This window comes from Roseateles microcysteis, assembly GCF_036880965.1.
Classification (GTDB): Bacteria; Pseudomonadota; Gammaproteobacteria; order Burkholderiales; family Burkholderiaceae_C; genus JAUASW01.
The window spans coordinates 550700-565896 of the sequence record NZ_JBAJMV010000002.1 but is presented as its reverse complement, the minus strand read 5'-3'; the positions used below and the strand labels follow the sequence as shown (position 1 = coordinate 565896).

The 15197-nt window shown below is 65.4% G+C and carries 13 protein-coding genes and 2 tRNA genes; 7 read left to right on the top strand and 8 right to left on the bottom strand.

Annotated elements, in window-relative coordinates; all coding sequences use genetic code 11:
* Nucleotides 1-10: 10 nt before the first annotated feature.
* The 3 genes from V3596_RS07490 (at nt 11) to V3596_RS07480 (ending at nt 2426) form a co-directional block, all read left to right on the top strand.
* Nucleotides 11-87 (top strand) — tRNA-Pro (locus V3596_RS07490).
* Nucleotides 88-323: 236 nt separating this feature from the next.
* On the top strand, nt 324-2300 hold the full coding sequence (locus tag V3596_RS07485; protein WP_334277055.1) for an OPT family oligopeptide transporter: 1977 nt from the start codon (nt 324-326) through the stop codon (nt 2298-2300).
* 49 nt (nt 2301-2349) lie between these two features.
* Nucleotides 2350-2426, top strand: a tRNA-Arg gene (locus V3596_RS07480).
* Between the two features lie 9 nt (nt 2427-2435).
* Here the strand turns inward: V3596_RS07480 and V3596_RS07475 are convergent.
* Nucleotides 2436-3128: a glutathione S-transferase N-terminal domain-containing protein gene (locus tag V3596_RS07475; RefSeq protein WP_334277054.1), complete on the bottom strand. Its 693-nt coding sequence runs from the start codon at nt 3126-3128 to the stop codon at nt 2436-2438.
* A gap of 72 nt (nt 3129-3200) precedes the next feature.
* Here V3596_RS07475 and V3596_RS07470 point away from each other — a divergent pair, with 72 nt between their 5' ends.
* A complete protein-coding gene (locus V3596_RS07470; protein ID WP_334277053.1) occupies nt 3201-3956 on the top strand; it encodes a hypothetical protein in 756 nt (251 codons plus the stop codon).
* 16 nt (nt 3957-3972) lie between these two features.
* Here the strand turns inward: V3596_RS07470 and V3596_RS07465 are convergent, their stop codons facing one another.
* Together V3596_RS07465 and V3596_RS07460 are read right to left on the bottom strand one after the other, a co-directional pair.
* Entirely contained in the window at nt 3973-5061 is a 1089-nt protein-coding gene (locus V3596_RS07465) for a phosphotransferase (protein WP_334277052.1), read from the bottom strand.
* Nucleotides 5062-5148: 87 nt separating this feature from the next.
* On the bottom strand, nt 5149-5856 hold the full coding sequence (locus V3596_RS07460; RefSeq protein ID WP_334277051.1) for a Crp/Fnr family transcriptional regulator: 708 nt from the start codon (nt 5854-5856) through the stop codon (nt 5149-5151).
* A gap of 87 nt (nt 5857-5943) precedes the next feature.
* Here V3596_RS07460 and V3596_RS07455 point away from each other — a divergent pair, with 87 nt between their 5' ends.
* Nucleotides 5944-6717: a class II aldolase/adducin family protein gene (locus tag V3596_RS07455; RefSeq protein ID WP_334277050.1), complete on the top strand. Its 774-nt coding sequence runs from the start codon at nt 5944-5946 to the stop codon at nt 6715-6717.
* 143 nt (nt 6718-6860) lie between these two features.
* Nucleotides 6861-8948 (top strand): type IV pilus assembly protein FimV, encoded by a 2088-nt coding sequence (locus V3596_RS07450; protein WP_334277049.1) that lies wholly within the window; start codon nt 6861-6863, stop codon nt 8946-8948.
* Nucleotides 8949-8997: 49 nt separating this feature from the next.
* Here the strand turns inward: V3596_RS07450 and V3596_RS07445 are convergent, their stop codons facing one another.
* The 5 genes from V3596_RS07445 to lptF are packed head-to-tail and all read right to left on the bottom strand — an operon-like array spanning nt 8998 to nt 13702.
* Nucleotides 8998-10146, bottom strand: coding sequence for a pyridoxal phosphate-dependent aminotransferase (locus V3596_RS07445; protein ID WP_334277048.1), 1149 nt, complete (start codon nt 10144-10146; stop codon nt 8998-9000).
* Nucleotides 10147-10159: 13 nt separating this feature from the next.
* The gene (locus V3596_RS07440) at nt 10160-11104 is read right to left on the bottom strand and encodes a CysB family HTH-type transcriptional regulator (RefSeq protein ID WP_334277047.1); all 945 of its coding nucleotides are present in this window, start codon (nt 11102-11104) and stop codon (nt 10160-10162) included.
* Nucleotides 11101-11523, bottom strand: coding sequence for a sirohydrochlorin chelatase (locus tag V3596_RS07435; RefSeq protein WP_334277046.1), 423 nt, complete (start codon nt 11521-11523; stop codon nt 11101-11103). Before V3596_RS07435 ends, V3596_RS07440 begins: the two co-directional genes overlap by 4 nt.
* On the bottom strand, nt 11520-12608 hold the full coding sequence (gene lptG, locus V3596_RS07430; RefSeq protein WP_334277044.1) for an LPS export ABC transporter permease LptG: 1089 nt from the start codon (nt 12606-12608) through the stop codon (nt 11520-11522). Before lptG ends, V3596_RS07435 begins: the two co-directional genes overlap by 4 nt.
* Nucleotides 12605-13702, bottom strand: coding sequence for an LPS export ABC transporter permease LptF (gene lptF, locus V3596_RS07425; protein ID WP_334277043.1), 1098 nt, complete (start codon nt 13700-13702; stop codon nt 12605-12607). The genes lptG and lptF overlap by 4 nt, the downstream gene beginning before the upstream one ends.
* A 33-nt stretch (nt 13703-13735) precedes the next feature.
* Between lptF and V3596_RS07420 the strand changes: the two genes are divergently transcribed.
* Complete coding sequence (locus V3596_RS07420) at nt 13736-15196, top strand: leucyl aminopeptidase (RefSeq protein ID WP_334277042.1); 1461 nt, start codon at nt 13736-13738, stop codon at nt 15194-15196.
* The last annotated feature ends 1 nt before the right edge of the window (nt 15197 follow it).

Below are 15197 nucleotides of genomic sequence, written 5' to 3'. Positions count from 1 at the left end.
GCGGTCTTGTCGGAGTGTAGCGCAGCCTGGTAGCGCACCTGCTTTGGGAGCAGGGGGTCCAAGGTTCGAATCCTTGTACTCCGACCAAGATGGTTCAAAGCAAGCCCGCATCGAGTTTCTTGGTGCGGGCTTTTGCCTTTGCGGGCCTCTGCGCGTCTGCCTTTGTTGAGAGCGTTTTTCAGTGCGATGTCCTCGGGCAAGCCCGACTGCCGACACGGCAGTTGCCCGCAGACAATCGCGCGCCAGTTTCCCTGGCAGCAGCCCACAAGGCACGCAGCGGCTCCTCTGCAGCCGCCCTCGTCACCGATCAAGAAGCGATACCCATGGCCATTCTTCAGCTTAGCGACGAACAGATCCGCACGATGACGCGGGCCGAAAAGGACCAATGGTGGTTCAGCAAGGTCTATCGCGACGACATGGCGCAATTGACACTGCGCTCGGCCCTGATGGGTTTCTTCCTCGGTGGCATCCTTTCGGCCACGGGCCTTTATATCGGCGCGAAGACCGGCATCACGTTGGGCGTTGGCCTGACCTCGGTGATCCTCGCCTTTGCGCTGTTCCGCATCCTGCACGGCGCCGGCCTGGCGGCCGACTTCACGATCCTCGAGAACAACTGCACCCAGTCCATTGCCACGGCCTCGGGCTATGTGGTGAGTCCGCTTTATGCAGGTCTCGGTGCCTACATGCTGGTGACCGGCAACATCCCGCCGTGGTGGCAGATCACAGTCTGGATGATCGTCGTCGCCATCCTTGGCGTGCTGGTGGCCTTCCCGATGAAGCGCCGCTTCATCAATGAAGAGCAGCTGCCGTTCCCCGAGGGGCGCGCCAGCGGCGTGGTGCTGGATTCGCTCTACACCGGCGACGCCGGCGAAGGCATGTTCAAGGCCCGCATCCTTGGCTTCACGGCCCTGGGCGCCGCGATCTACCAGGCCATCATCAGCGATGGCTGGATGAAGCTCCTGCAGGTCAAGACCTTTGGCGCTCAAGCCGCCTGGGTGCTGCACGAGCGCATCGACACCTATTACTACCAGGCGGCTGCCAAACTGGACTGGGTGATCCCGAAAATTCTCGGCACCGACCTGCGCGTGCTGGGCCTGCGCGCCACGCTGGACGTGGCCATGATTGGCACCGGCGGCCTGATGGGTATCGCGGTTGCCACCAGCTGCCTGATCGGCGCGGTGGTGAACTTCGTGCTGCTGGCGCCGCTGATGATCCAGCTCGGCGATATCGCGCCCCGCATCGCCCCCAATGGCTCGGTCGTGGCGCTGAACCGCGTCGAGATCGTCAATCAATGGTCGCTGTGGTGGGGTGTGACGATGATGGTGGTGGGCGCCATGGTGAGCCTGGCCGCCAAGCCCGAGCTGTTCACCGGCGCCTTCAAATCGATCTTCGGCAAGAAGAAAGCGGGCGCGCCCACCGTCGGCTCCGATGTGCTGGGTGGCATCGAAGTGCCGCTGTGGCTGTCCTATGTCGGTGTGCCGATCTTCAGCGTCATCGGCGTCTGGCTGACTCACACATTCTTTGGCGTGCCCTGGTTGCTGTGCTTCATCTCGCTGCCGCTGATCTTCATCCTGACGGTGATCTGCGTGAACTCGATGGCGCTGACCTCCTGGACCCCGACCGGCTCGCTGTCCAAGATCACGCAGTTCTCGATGGGTGCCATCGACAGCAGCAACCCGGCCAGCAACCTGCTGCCCGCAGCCATGACGGCCGAGGTGGCAACCAATGCCAGCAACCTGCTCTCCGACATCAAGGCCGGCTACATGCTCGGCGGCAAGCCGCGCCATCAGGTGGTCGGCCATGTGATCGGCATCTTTGCCGGCGTGCTGGCCTGCGTGCCGCTGTTCTTCCTGCTCTTCCTGCAGCCGGATGCCAATGGCGTGCGCACCACTGCCTCAATGATCTCCGACCAGTTCGCCATGCCGGCCGTCATGCAGTGGAAGGGCGTGGCCGAGCTGATCGCCAAGGGCGTCAAGGGCCTGCCGAGCTCGGCTGTCATGGCCATGGCGATTGCCGCCGTCGTGGCGCTTGTGATGGAAGTGACCCGCATCGTCACCAAGGGCCGCTTCAAGCTGTCTTCCGTGGCCATCGGCCTGGGCGTGGTGCTGCCGCCGGAGTCGGTGTTCGCGATGTTTGCCGGCGCCCTGATGTTCTGGGTCATGGGCCTGCGTCACAAGAAGACGCCGGGCACCTTGGGGCATCGCATCTGGGTGGAATGCTGCGAGCCGATCTGTGCCGGCCTGATCTCGGGCGCAGCGCTGATGGGCATCGGCAACGCCATCATCAATGTGCTGATCTGATACAGCAGGGGCTACCGCGAGGTGTCCCCATGCGAGAATTCGCCGCTCGCTGCCCGTAGCTCAACTGGATAGAGCAGCTGCCTTCTAAGCAGCAGGTCGGGGGTTCGAGTCCCTCCGGGCAGGCCATCACCGGCTTCAGTGGCGCTTGTACTGCGTGGCGCCGAAGAGGTTTTCGCGTGCGGTCTCGTCCATCATGGGTTTGCGGGCGGCCGCCAGCACTTGCACGCCGCGCTGCACGGCCGGCCGTGAGGCGATTTCGTCGAACCAGCCTTTCAGGTGCGGGAACTCGCTCATCTCAACGCCCTGGTTCTTCCAGGATCGCAGCCAGGGGAAGACGGCGATGTCGGCGATGCTGTACGCCTTGCCGCCGATGTAAGGGCTCAGGCCCAGGCGCTTGTTGATCACGTTGTAGAGGCGATGTGCCTCGTTGCTGTAGCGCTCGATGGCGTACTCGATCTTCTCGGGCGCGTAGATGCGGAAGTGGTGCGCCTGGCCCAGCATCGGGCCGACGCTGCCCATCTGGAACATCAGCCATTCCAGGACTTCGTATTTGGCTGCCGTGCCTGCAGGCAGATACTTTCCCGTCTTGCCTGCCAGGTAGAGCAGGATGGCGCCCGACTCGAACAGCGAGAGCGGCTTGCCATCGGGCCCCTCGGGGTCGACGATGGCCGGTATCTTGTTGTTGGGGCTGATGGCCAGGAACGCCGGGTCGAACTGGGCGCCGCTGCCAATGTCCACAGGGATCACCCGGTAGGGCAGGCCGCATTCTTCCAACATGATGTGAACCTTATGCCCGTTGGGCGTTGCCCACGAATAAACTTCAATCATTTGTCGGTCTCCATACGGCCACCCGCGCGGCTCATCAGCGGCTCCGGCCGGCCAAATGCATTGTCCTGACTCATGGTAATTAAGCAAGTCAAAAGCTGGTTTGTCGCCCGTGCCAATGCGGCCCGATGGCGGGGTGTGGCCGATTGGGCCGACAGCCGTCATGCGGTCTTCAAGCAGATACGCGATGGTCGCGGTTTCGTGATCGAGCAGCCCAAGGCCACGCCGGGCGGTCTGCGCATCGAATGGGGTCCATCGCAGCGCAGCTACATCGTCGGCCATGAGCTGCGCATCCGCTGCGAGCTCAAGCTGCATTCCGACTTGCAGATGATGGTGCTGGCGCGCGAGCTGATGGAGTCGCTCGAGAACACGGTTTTCGAGGCCTACACAGACACACTCAAGACCCGCGTCGATACCGACACTCCGGAAGAGATGCGCTGGCTGGTCATGTTCCCCAAGCTCGGCAATATCGCCTCCAAGCTGGTGCGTTCACGCTTTGGTGCCGTGGGTGTCAACAAGGAGCTGACCACCGCGTGGATCGATGGTGACCTGAGTCCGGCGCTGGTGCAGGCCAGCCAGGACTTGCTGCCGGCCAACCGGGCGTTCGTGCTTCTGACCATGCGCGGCAACGCCTATCTGCGTACCTCGATGGAGGAGCCGGTGCTGGAGCAGATCCAGTCCTTCGTGAAGCTGATGGAAGTGGCGGGCCGTGAAGCACAACGCGTGAACGGCCGCCTTGCCGATAGCGGCCCCTGGCCTACGACTTCGTCGATTGCCTGGCAAAGCCAGCCACCCGACGAAGAGCCCACCAGCCCGCCGCCGCGCGGCTGAGCGGCCTGGCTCGAGCTCAGCGCTGCGAAGCAGCGCTTTTCTGCGCGAACTGCCAGCCCAGTTCCGCCATCGGTCGCGCCCCGGCGCCGGCTTCCCGGGCCTTGTCGCTCGAGGCCGTGCCGGCTTCCACCCGCTTGGCAATGCCTTGCAGAATGGCAGCGATGCGGAACAGGTTGTAGGCGAGGTAGAAGTTCCAGTCGCGCATCACGGCGTCCACGTCCATGCGGCCAGTCCGCTCGCAATAGCTGCGCACATAGGCCAGCTCATCCGGGATGCCCAGCGCTGCCAGGTCGCGGCCGCCAATGCCGCGAGCTGCGCCCGAAGTCTGGATGTGCCAGGACATGCAGTGGTAGCTGAAGTCCGCCAGCGGGTGTCCGAGTGTCGAGAGTTCCCAATCGAGCACCGCGATCACGCGCGGCTCGGTCGGGTGAAACATCAGGTTGTCCAGGCGGTAGTCGCCATGCACGATGGACACTTCGGCCTCGTCGCGGGCAGAGGCCGGTATGTTGGCCGGCAGCCATTCGATCAGCCGGTCCATCGCCTCGTTCGGCTGCGTGATCGAGGCCTGGTACTGCTTGCTCCAGCGGCCGATCTGGCGTTCGAAGTAGTTGCCCGGCTTGCCGTAGCCGGCCAGGCCGATGGCGGCGAAATCGACTTGGTGCAGTGCGGCGATCACCCGGTTCATCTCGCGATAGATCGCGCTGCGCTCCTCATTGCTCATGCCGGGCAGTGATTGGTCCCACAGCACACGGCCTGCCATGAATTCCATGACATAGAAGGCGCGGCCGACGATGGCCTCGTCTTCGCACAGCGCAAGCATCTGGGGCACCGGGACCTGGCTGCCTTGCAAGGCGCTCATCACCGCGTACTCGCGCTCGATGGCGTGGGCTGAGGGCAGGAGCTTGGCCACCGGCGCGGGCTTGGAGCGCATCACATAGCTGCGCCCTGGCGTAACGAGTTTGTAGGTCGGGTTTGATTGGCCGCCCTTGAACTGCTCGATCGTCAGCGGGCCGGCAAACCCCGGTACGTGGCTGGACAGCCAGCCGGCCAGCGCCTCGCTGTCGATGGCTTGGGAAGGTGCTCGGGTGCCGGTGTTCTCGTCCATGGGTGCTGCTTCTCCTGGGCCGATTGTGGGGCGAGACCCGGCCCCGGGCAGTCGCTTGAGTGACGTGCTGTTGGGCGACCTGCTGACTTACTTGCTTGCTATCGCCAGCAGCTTGTCCTTGCTGAGCACCACGAGGCGGGTTGGTTCCACGCGCACCGCGCCATCGCGCTCGAAGCCCTTGAGCTCCTGGTTCACGCGCTGGCGCGAGGCGCCCAGCATCTGCGCCAGATCTTCCTGGGCCAGTTGCAGGCCGATGCGGATTTCTTCCTCGCCCTGCGGCACACCATAGGAGCGCGCCAGCAGCAGGATCTGCTTGGCCAGGCGCGAAGCGAGCGGCCGGGTGTTGAGGTCTTCGACCACGTCGAACATCAGACGCAGGCGGCGGCAGTTCAGGCGCAGCAAGGCTTCGTACAGCTCGGCATGCCTGGACAGCAGGTCCTTGAAGTCGGGCTTGCGGATGACCAGCAGCGTGGTGTCGCCATGCGCCGTTGCGTCATGCGTTCGGGGCAGGCCGTCGAAGAGCGAGATGTCGCCGAACCAGGTACCCGGCTCGACGTAGGTCAGGGTGATCTGCTTGCCGGAGAGCGAGACCGAGCTGATGCGCACCGCGCCCTTGGCCACGCCGCACCATTCCTCGGCAGGCTCACCGCGGCACGAGAGCAGGGCGTCGTCGCCCAGGCGGCGCACGGTGGCGCGCGAGAGGATGTCGGTGCGCAGGGCAGGGGAGAGCTTGGAGAACCACGAGCCTGCTTCAATGCTGCTGCGTTCGGATGCTGTGAGAACCGTGCTGTTCATGGGCTTGTCGCTGACGTGACAGCAAGGGCTTGCCGTCCTTGCCTATTGTCCACGAGCCGCCCCAACCCTTGCTTGACCGGAGCTCCCATGTCGCACCACCTGAATGAAACCTCGTCGCGCCGCGAGACTTGCAGCCCGGAGGAATGGGCCTTGCGCGTCGATCTTGCTGCGGCCTACCGGCTGGTCGCACTGTTCGGCTGGGACGACCTGGTCTTCACACACATCAGTGCGCGGTTGCCAGACAGGCACGACGAATTCCTGATCAATCCCTACGGCCTGATGTTCGATGAGATCACGGCCTCCAGCCTGGTCAAGGTCGACATGAACGGCAACAAGCTCGAGGACTCGCCCTTCCCGGTCAACCCGGCCGGTTTCACCATTCATAGCGCGGTGCATGCGGCGCGGCCCGATGCGCAGTGCGTCTTGCATACGCACACGCTCAATGGCGTGGCGGTGTCGGCACAACGCGGCGGTGTGCTGCCGATTTCCCAGCATTCGATCTTCGTGCTCTCGAGCCTGGGCTATCACGACTATGAAGGCGTGGCGCTGCGCGACGAAGAGAAACCGCGGCTGGTCGCCGACCTCGGCAAGAACAACTACCTGATGCTGCGCAACCACGGCTTGCTGACCGTCGGGCGTTCGGTGGCCGAAGCCTTCCAGGCCATGTATTTTTTCGAGGCGGTCTGCAATATTCAGATCCGGGCCCAGGCTGGTGGTGGCGAGTTGATCCAGGTGGACCCGGCGATCATCGCCACTGCCCAGGAGCAGGCGCGCCAGGTCACCAAGGGGCAGGGCGGTTCGCTCAGCTGGCCGGGCCTGCTGCGCCGGCTGGACCGACGTCTGCCCGGATACGAGTGCTGAATCACCGAGTCAAGGGGAGTCCCCCGGGGAGAGATGTAACTCTCCGTGATAGAGTGCCCGGCATCCAAGCTTTGCCTGTTGGCATGGAGCCTGTCATCAGCGCGCGAACTAGCAAATCCGAGGTACCGAAGCTCGCCCCACTGATGCTGGCGGTGTTGCTGCTCGGTGCGCAAAACAGTGCCCAGGCTCTGGGCGTCGGTCGGCCGCTGACCTTGTCGGCGCTGGGGCAGCCGCTCAACCTCCTGTTCCCCATCCAGCTGGGTGCCGATGAAGCACTGACCCCCGATTGCGCGCGCGCCGAAGTGATTGCGGGCGAGAGCCGCATCCTTGCCACGCAGGTGCAGGTGCAGCTGGAAGGCGAGAGTGACAGCACGGTGCGCGCGGTGCGCGTGCAAAGCCTGGTGCCGGTGGACGAGCCGCTGGTCACGGTCACCCTGTCGCTGGGCTGCCCGACGCGCTTCACCCGCCAGTTCACTGCCTTTGTCGACCCGCCCAGCCTGCGAACCGATCTGCCGCAGGAGGCCCGCCTGCCCGACACCTCGGTGCGCAGCTACTCGCCGCAACTGCGTGCCGCGCTGTCGACCGCAGATGCCAAGCCCGGTCAGTTGCTGGCGCCCACAGCAGCGCCGGTGCCCGCGCCGCAGCTGGCACAGACGCCCACCGAGGCCGCATCCGCGCCAGCTCCGGCGCCCAAGCCAGCCGCGCCGCGCCGGCCGGCCGGCAATGCAGACGTGAGTGTGGCCGCTGCCGGCGAGGCTGATGCAGCGAGCGCACCGGCCCGCGCCGCGTCGGCCAGCAAGCCCAAGGCAAAGGCAAAGCCGCCTCGCAAGCCTGCCACCACGACGCAGGCCAGTGCGGGCGGCGCGACCGGTGCCAAGCCTGCACCGGTGGTCCGGCCGCGCCTTCAGCTCGAAGCTGCGGAGCCGCTGGAAACGGCGCTGCCTGCCTCCGCGCCCTTGCCGATGGCGAGTGCGCCCGACGCCGGCGCCGAGCGCATCAAGCGCCTCGAGGAAAGCCTGCAGCGCATCCAGACCCAGAACAAGGAAACGACCGACAAGCTGGCCCTCTTGCGCAGCCAGCTGGAGCAGGAGCATTCGGCCCGCTACCAGAACCCGGTCGTCTATGTGCTGGCCTTGCTGCTGGCGGGCCTCGCGGCTTTCTGCGCCTATCTGTGGCGTGCCCGTGCACGGGACCGTGCCCTGCATGAATCAACCTGGTGGAACGAGGCCAAGGAGCATGCACCGCACGGCAATCGCATGCTCCGCGAGCCCGAGGCCATGGGCCTGGCCGGCGCCAGCATGCCGATGCAGCTGGATGACTTGCCGCCCGAGCCGGCAACGATTGCCGTCCCTGTGCCAGCGCCAGCGCAGTCGCCAGCGTCGGCGACCAACAGCCTGGCGGCCCGCCTGAGCGCAGCCGACCTGGACCAGACCGACCTCCTGCGCGCCGTGGAAACGCCGGACCTGGACAGTGGCGGCCATTCGACCATCGCCATTCCGCAGCTGGGCGACTTCGTCAGCGACTCGATGCTGATGCCCGATTCCTCGCTGCGCCGCCCGGCCTACAGTGAGCCGCTGTCCATCTCGCTCGTCGAGCAGACCATTCCCCTGGACACGCGTCCGGCATCGGCACGCAATGCCGAAAAGCCGCTGTCGGTGGAAAGCCTGATCGACCTGGAGCAGCAGGCCGAGTTCTTCATGTTGCTGGGGCAGGAGGGTGCTGCCATCGAGCTGCTCAGCAGCAAGCTGCGCGGCGTCAGCAGTCCTTGGCCTTACCTGATGCTGCTGGAGATCTACCAGCGCCAGAACGACCGCTCGGCCTTTGAATTGGTGGGCGAGAGCTACGCCCATCAGTTTGGCGTGCCGCCACTTGACTGGGATTGGCCGTTGGGCGATGGCCCGGGCCTGCTCACCTGCCCTGAAGTGCTGCACACGCTGGAGAAGATCTGGATCGACAACGCCGCCTGCATGGACCTTTTGCGCGGCCTCTTGTCGCGTGGTGGTCAGTGGCAGGGCGGCAAGGTGGCATTGGCGCCGTCGGACCTGCAGGACCTGGCGCTGATGCGCGACATGCTGACGCTCTATCTGGTGGCGCGCGACCTGGCCGAGCACCCGGCGCGTACGGCGGCGGAGTCGGTGGACCTGGTGCTGCCGCTGGACAGCAGCGCGTCGAACGGCCTGGACCTGGAGCTCGACCTGGACATCACCGGCGAGACACCTGCCTCGCCGTGACGCCCGGCCCAGGCTTCAGAGCCTGGCGAGCTTCTAGCGAAAGCTGCCCTCAGAGTGAGGCCAGCTTGTCCAATGCCCGCTGCAGGGTTGCCTCGGTCTTGGCAAAGCAGAAGCGGATGACCCGCTGAACCGGCGCTTCGACACTGAAGGCCGACATCGGAATCGCCGCCACGCCCACCTCGCGCGTGAGCCAGGCACAGAAATCGGCGTCCGCCATGTCGCTGATTTCCGAGTAATCGACGCACTGGAAGTAGCTGCCCTCCGAGGCCAGCAGGCGCAGCCGCGTGCCAGTCAGGCCGGCCCGGAACAGGTCGCGCTTGGCCTGGTAGAAGGCCGGCAAGTCCAGATAAGGGGCTGGGTCTGCCATGTAGCTGGCCAGGCCGTGCTGCATCGGCGTGTTGACTGTGAACACGTTGTACTGGTGGACCTTGCGAAACTCGGCCATCAAGGCCGCCGGTGCGGCCACATAGCCGACCTTCCAGCCGGTCACGTGATAAGTCTTGCCGAAGCTCGAGACGATGAACGAGCGTTCGGCCAGGCCTGGGAACCGCGCCGCGCTTTGGTGCGATGCGCCATCGAAAACCATGTGCTCGTAGACCTCGTCGCTGACCACCAGCACCTCGCTGCCGGCCAGCAGCGCTTCCAGCTGGCGCATCTCGGCTTCGGTCCAGACCGTGGCGCTCGGGTTGTGCGGCGTGTTGATGACGATCGCTCGCGTGTCTGGCGACAGCGCCGCGGCGATGCGATCGAAGTCGGGCCGGTAGGTCTGCGGGTTCAGCGGCACCCGCACGACGCGGCCGCCGGCCAGCTCGATATTGGGTGCATAGCTGTCATAGCAGGGCTCGAGGACGATCACCTCATCGCCCGGGTGCACGACGGCCAGCAGCGCCGTGAGGATGCCTTGTGTGGCCCCGGCGGTGATGGTGATCTCGCGATCGGCGTCGTAGCCGTGACCATAGAGGGCCGCGATCTTGGCGGCGACGGCCTGACGCAAGGCCGGCACGCCGGCCATCAAGGGGTACTGGTTGTGGTCGGCCCGCATGGCCGCGTCAACGGCATCGATCAACCGGCGGTCGCAGGCGAAATCCGGGAATCCCTGGCCCAGGTTGACGGCGCCATGCTGTGCGGCCAGCGCCGACATGGTGGAAAACACGGTGGTGCCCACATGGGGCAGGCGGCTTTGCAGGGTCAGCGGCATCTCGATATTGAATTCAAAGTCCGTAGTCGCTCGCCTCGCCGCCCATGGCGCGCTCCAGCAGCGGGCGGTTCAGGCGGTCGGACAGCAGTTCGGCGAAAGCGTAAACATAATTTCTCAGGTACGCGCCGCGCTTGAAGGCAATGCGGGTGACGTTCTGGCCGAACAGATGGCCGAGCGGTCGCGACACCAGATCGCCGCCCGGCGGGTCTTCACGCACCGCCATCTCGGCCACGATGCCGATGCCCATCCCCAGGCGCACATAGGTCTTGATCACGTCGGAGTCGATGGCTTCGAGCACGATCTGCGGTGTCAGATGGCGGCCGGCGAATGCCCGGTCGATGCGGGTGCGCCCGGTGAAGGTCGGGTGGTAGGTCACCAGCGGCTCGGCAGCCAATTGCTCCAGCGAGACATGCTCCTCTCTTGCCAGCGGATGGTCCGCCGGCATCACCAGCACATGCTGCCATTCATAGCAGGGCAGGGTGACGAGCTCGGGCATCTGGGCCAGCGACTCGGTGGCCAGTCCCACGTCCGCGCTGTCATCCATCAGCATGCGCGCCACCTGATCCGGCGTGCCCTGGTGCAGGCTGACGCGCACCTGCGGCAGCTGCCTGCGCAATTGCGCCACCGGCCCGGGCAGCACATAGCGCGCCTGCGTGTGGGTGGTGGCGATGGACAGCGTGCCGGTGTCCTGCTTGGAGTATTCCTCGCCGATGCGCTTCAGGTTGTTGACCTCGCGCATGATGATCTCGACCGACTTCAGCACCTGCAGGCCCGGCTCCGTGATGCGGCGCAGGCGCTTGCCGTGGCGCGAGAAGATGTCGATGCCCAGCTCTTCTTCCAGCTCCAGGATGGCCTTGGAGACACCCGGCTGCGACGTGAACAAGGCCTTGGCGGTCTCGGTCAGGTTGAGGTTGCGGCGCGCCGCTTCCTGGACGAAACGGAACTGGTGCAGGTTCATGATGGCTTGACCGTCGGGGCGGCTGTGTTCAACCAGTCCAGCGTGGCGCCGGCCATGGCCTCGATGACGGCCGGATGCTCGCCAATTGCGGTGTGCAGCTGCCATCGCACCGCCGGCCCATGCTGCTGGCGCAGCGCCTCGACCAGAGGCGGCACATCGCGCCGCACGTGGCCGCTGGCACCGAGAAAGAGCGGCATGACGTCGATGCGACGGCAGCCCGAGCTGACCAGTTCCCGCGCCGCTTCTTCGAGGCCGGGCGACATGAATTCGAGAAATGCCAGGCGCACGACCAGCTCCGGCCTCTGGCTGGCAATCTGCGCCAGCACCGCTTCAAAAGGCCGCGCCCAGGCCGGGTCGCGCGCGCCGTGGGCAAACAGCAGGAGGCCGGTCTTCTCGTTCATCGGGTTTGTCGTATTCATCGGTAGCGCACCAGCCAGCCGAACGCCGCCAGTGACATCAGAAGGTAGAGCATGCTGGGCGCGCCCGCCACCGCCCAGGGGGTCAGGTCTTGCAGCAGGCCCAGGTGGCCGGCGAGGCTGTTCAACAGCGAGAAGCTGATGCCCAGCATGATGCCGCCGAACACCTTGAAGCTGATGCCGCCGCCACGGGCATGCAGGTAGGCAAAGGGCAGGGCCAGCGCCACCATCACCAGGCAGGCCAGGGGCTTGAAGGCGCGCTGCCAGAACTGGATCTGGTACGCCTGGGCAGACTGCTCCTGCGCCGACAGATGCTGGGTATAGCGATAGAGCTCGGTGGTCGTCATGGTGTTGGGGGGCAGCACGGCGGCGGCCACAACACCCGAGGTCAGCGAACTTTGCCAGGCCGACTCAACCAGGGTTTCGTCGCTGATCTTGCCGACGCTCCAGCGGGTGCGCTGCACATCATGCAGGCGCCACAAGCCCTTGCCATCGACGCTGGCCGATGCGGCGGCCAGGCGGCTCAGGAGTCCGCCGGTGGCGTCGAACTCGAAGATGCGGACCTGGCGCAGCTCGCCATTGGCGCTGGCCTGTTTGACATGGATGGAATAGCTGCGTCCGCCTTGCACCTCGCGGTCTTTCAGCCAGGCACCGCCGCGGCTGGGCGCCACGCCGCCGGTGGCGACGGCGCGCGTCAGTTCGGCCTGACGCTCGAACCAGGGCGCGGCGTAGTCGCCCACTGCGAAGGTCAGCGCCGCGAACGCCAGGCCCAGGGTGGCCAGGAGCGCCAGCGCGCGGCCGGGCCCCAGGCCACCGGTACGCAGGATGGTGAACTCGCTGGACTGGGCCATGCGCGCCAGCGCATAGATGCTGCCGATCAGCACCGCGATAGGAAAGAGCTCGTAGAAATGGCCCGGCAGCTCCAGCAGAGCCAGCAATGCGGCCCGGCCGGCACCGGCGCCAGCGCGGCTCATCCGGTCCAGCTCCTCGACGAAGTCGATGAAATAGAACAGTGACAGGAATGCCAGTGCGACGAAGAACACCGAGCTGACGATGTCGCTGTAAAGCAGGCGGCGGACGGTTTTCATGGCAAAGCAACCGCCTTCCTGCGCACGAAGCTGAGGCAGTTGCCCTGCTCACGCAGCCAGATCAAGGTCATGGCCAGCAGGATCGCGCCGCCGTGCACACCGATCAGGGCCTTGAACATGCTCGCCCGGCCACTGCCGACCCAGGACTGGCTGAGATTGATCAGGTTGAAATAGACGACGAAGCTCAAGAGCGCGAACAGCATGCTCCAGTTGCTCGGCCGGCGCGGATTGGTGGCCGACATGCCTATGCCCAGCAGCGTCATGTTGACGCAGCCGAGTATCAGGCCCAGGCGCCAGGTCAGCTCGCCCTGGTTCTTCTGTGTCGGGTCGCTGATCAGCTCCAGGGTGCTGCGCGCCTTGGGCGGTAGCTGGTCAGCTTGGCGCACCACCTTGCGGTCGGTCAGCACGCGGTATTGCTCGAAGCGTGCCAGCGTCTTCTCGCCGTTGTCCTTGTTGATTTCGTTGCGCTGGCCGTTGTCCAGCACCAGGTAGCGGTCTTCGTCGGCAATCTCGATGCGGCCCTTGTGCGAGGTGGTCACCGATTCGCGGCTGGCCTGGTCAGCGAGGATGAAGACATTGCGACCGGTCTGCATGTCGTCGCCATCGCGCTCGATGAAGAAGACCTTGGAACCGTCGCGCGAGCTCTGGAACTTGCCCGGCGCCACGCGCGAGAGGTCGCTGCGGCGCTCGTAGCGCTCCTTCAATTGCGCGCTGTTGCGGTTGCCCCAGGGCCAGACGATCAACTCCAGCACCACCACAGCCAGGATTACCGGCACAGCCAGGCGCAGCACAGGCTTGACGAAGCGGGTCAGACCGATGCCGCTGGCGAACCAGATCGTCATCTCGGACTCGCGGTACATGCGGCCCAGTGTGGCCACGATGGCCACGAACAGCGACAGCGTCAGCATGGTGGGCAGATGTCCGAGGGCCAGATAGCCCATCATCAGGAGCACGTCCTGAGGTGCCACGGAGCCCACGGCCGCCTGGCCTATCGTGCGTATCAGCATGATGGTCAGGACGATGGTCAGGATCACGACGAGGGTGACGCCGAAGCTGCGGGCCAGCTCTTTGCGCACAGTGGAATCGAATAACATCCGCACACTTTTTATCTTCTATACCGAGACATTATGGACTTCCGTACTCTGTCGGCGTCGCAAGACGCCCTGGCCGGCACCAGCGCCGACGCGCTCCTGCTCGTGGTGGCCGGCGACAAGCTGCCGGCAGGCCTGGACAAGGCCCTCGCTGCAGCCGTTGCCGACGCAGTGAAGCTGGGTGATTTCGAATTCAAGGGCGGCCGCACGCTGGCGCTGCAGCGCCCCGCTGGCATCAAGGCGCCGCGCCTGGTGCTGGCTGCCGCTGGCAAGGGCAGCTTGAAGGCGGCGCGCGCCGCGCTGTCGTCGGCGCTCGGTCAATTGAAGGGGCGTGGCGCTGCGCATGCGGCTGTCGCCTTTGTCGGCTTCGAAGCCAGCGTTGAAGCGCTTGCCGAGCAGACCGTGCAGGCGGTCGCCGAATCGGTCTACGTCTACCGTCATACCAAGCCCAGCGCTCCAGCAGCTGGCGCCTTGGCCAAGGTCAGCCTGATCACCAGCAAGGACGACGCCAAGGCCGCCAAGGCTGGCCTGGCTCGCGGCGAGGCGATTTCCGCCGGTATCGAGCTGGCGCGCGAGTGCGCCAACCGCCCGGGCAATTACGCCACGCCTACCTACCTGGCCGAGCAGACCAAGGCGCTGGCCAAGAGCCATGGCATCAAGGTCGAGGTGTTGGACCAGAAGGCGGTCGAGAAGCTCGGCATGGGCTCCTTCATCTCGGTGGCCAAGGGCTCGGACGAGCCGCTGCGCTTCATCGTTGCCCGCTACGAAGGCGCGGCCAAGTCGGTGGCGCCGGTGGTGCTGGTGGGCAAGGGCATCACCTTCGACTCGGGCGGCATTTCCCTGAAGCCGGGCGCCGAGATGGACGAGATGAAGTTCGACATGGGTGGCGCCGCCTCGGTGCTGGGAACCTTGCGCGCTGTGGTCGAACTTAAACCCAAGGTGAACCTGGTCGTCATCATCGCTGCTTGCGAGAACATGCCCAGCGGCCGTGCTTTGAAGCCGGGCGATGTGGTCACTTCGATGTCGGGCCAGACGATCGAGATCCTGAACACCGACGCCGAAGGCCGCCTGATCCTGTGCGATGCCCTGACGTATGCCGAGCGCTTCAACCCGGCTGTGGTGGTGGACGTGGCCACGCTGACCGGCGCCTGCGTCATTGCCCTGGGCGGCATCCGCAGCGGCATGTATGCCAGCGACGACGAACTGGCGGCATCGCTGACAGCGGCGGGCGAAGCAGCGCTCGATCTTTGCTGGCGCATGCCGCTGGACGACGACTACGAAGAAGGCCTGAAGAGCAACTTCGCCGACGTGGCCAACGTGGGTTCTCGCGCCGGTGGTTCGATCACCGCCGCCAAGTTCCTGCAGCGCTTCGCCTCGAAGTACCGCTGGGGCCATCTGGACATCGCCGGCACGGCCTGGAAGGGCGGCGCATCCAAGGGTTCGACCGGTCGCCCGGTGGGCCTCCTGACCCACTTCGTGCTGTCGCAGGCGAAGTAAG

Excerpts from the sequence above, each read along its gene's own strand:
- V3596_RS07485 (WP_334277055.1), top strand. The coding sequence starts at position 324 with ATGGCCATTCTTCAGCTTAGCGACGAACAGATCCGCACGATGACGCGG.
- V3596_RS07475 (WP_334277054.1), bottom strand. The coding sequence starts at position 3,128 with ATGATTGAAGTTTATTCGTGGGCAACGCCCAACGGGCATAAGGTTCAC.
- V3596_RS07470 (WP_334277053.1), top strand. The coding sequence starts at position 3,201 with ATGGTAATTAAGCAAGTCAAAAGCTGGTTTGTCGCCCGTGCCAATGCG.
- V3596_RS07465 (WP_334277052.1), bottom strand. The coding sequence starts at position 5,061 with ATGGACGAGAACACCGGCACCCGAGCACCTTCCCAAGCCATCGACAGC.
- V3596_RS07460 (WP_334277051.1), bottom strand. The coding sequence starts at position 5,856 with ATGAACAGCACGGTTCTCACAGCATCCGAACGCAGCAGCATTGAAGCA.
- V3596_RS07455 (WP_334277050.1), top strand. The coding sequence starts at position 5,944 with ATGTCGCACCACCTGAATGAAACCTCGTCGCGCCGCGAGACTTGCAGC.
- V3596_RS07450 (WP_334277049.1), top strand. The coding sequence starts at position 6,861 with ATGCTGGCGGTGTTGCTGCTCGGTGCGCAAAACAGTGCCCAGGCTCTG.
- V3596_RS07445 (WP_334277048.1), bottom strand. The coding sequence starts at position 10,146 with ATGCCGCTGACCCTGCAAAGCCGCCTGCCCCATGTGGGCACCACCGTG.
- V3596_RS07440 (WP_334277047.1), bottom strand. The coding sequence starts at position 11,104 with ATGAACCTGCACCAGTTCCGTTTCGTCCAGGAAGCGGCGCGCCGCAAC.
- V3596_RS07435 (WP_334277046.1), bottom strand. The coding sequence starts at position 11,523 with ATGAATACGACAAACCCGATGAACGAGAAGACCGGCCTCCTGCTGTTT.
- lptG (WP_334277044.1), bottom strand. The coding sequence starts at position 12,608 with ATGAAAACCGTCCGCCGCCTGCTTTACAGCGACATCGTCAGCTCGGTG.
- lptF (WP_334277043.1), bottom strand. The coding sequence starts at position 13,702 with ATGTTATTCGATTCCACTGTGCGCAAAGAGCTGGCCCGCAGCTTCGGC.
- V3596_RS07420 (WP_334277042.1), top strand. The coding sequence starts at position 13,736 with ATGGACTTCCGTACTCTGTCGGCGTCGCAAGACGCCCTGGCCGGCACC.